At 58.6% G+C, this 956-nt stretch carries 1 protein-coding gene; it reads right to left on the reverse strand.

Translation table 11 applies throughout. The features are described 5' to 3' along the window. Window positions 1-858: DUF87 domain-containing protein (locus EOA85_RS36075; protein WP_127212791.1), on the reverse strand; the 858-nt coding region annotated here is incomplete at its 3' end. Window positions 859-956 lie beyond the last annotated feature (98 nt).

The raw sequence follows: 956 nt of genomic DNA on the forward strand, positions 1-956 counted from the left end.
GCCTAGCGCCATGCGCAGTATGGGCACCTGTGTACGTTCGCTGGCCTGGAGTAGCAATTCCCACTCCGAAAGGTCGAGGAACCAGTGTGGCAAGCGGAAACCGGTCGCACTACCATCGAGCACAACTCGATCGATCCCGATCCCGCCTGTCTTTGCCAACGGTTCCAGCGCCTGACGGTACTCGCCGTTGACGTCGAACACCACGAACGTGGCGCCGCGGGCATGATGCTCACTCGGTTTCTCAAAAAGCTCCTGCAGAATAGATGCTACTGTGCATGATTTGCCACTGCCCGTGTTGCCGAGGACCGCGACGTGGCCCCCGAAGAAGTCGTCGAGGCGAACCTTTACTGCATAGTCCTCGAACACGACGGACTGACCAATGGTCAAAACACGGAAGCGAGTAGCCTTCGTCGGAACACAGACTTGTCCGTCTGGCCCGACACCCGGCTCTTCCTCGGCTTTGGTTTCAAATATCCGATCGAGTTCGCTATCGAGGGCATACAGCGCGTCGGCGTAGAGCGAAGGGAATACCGACACACCGAACCGAAACCTACCCTCCCCTGATGCAGGCAGCATGCCTACGGGCACAACGTCGAGAAATTTCGCCGATCCGGCCTTGTCGAGATCGCCCTTCGATGACGCCCCAACGTCACGTTCGCGCAGGCCCACAACCTCGACAACTACATACTCAGCGTGGGTCGGAATCATCAGGAACGAGCCCAGACGGGCGACGTAGTGCACATCATCAAAGCCGACGACGGTGAAATTATCGGTCCCCGCGTGCATCTCGACAACGAGTCTGTCCGCTGCAACCGACGTGACTTTGCCCACGGCCCGCTTGCGATCGTCGTGGCTCATTCGGCGTCGTCCTTATCCGGAGCCAGTTCCTTCATGACTTTGCGAACCGCGTCATCAATACGCTCGCTTGGCCGCTGTGGCATGAACCGGTCAACAAT

It is taken from the genome of Mesorhizobium sp. M5C.F.Ca.IN.020.29.1.1, assembly GCF_003997375.1.
Classification (GTDB): domain Bacteria; phylum Pseudomonadota; class Alphaproteobacteria; order Rhizobiales; family Rhizobiaceae; genus Mesorhizobium; species Mesorhizobium wenxiniae.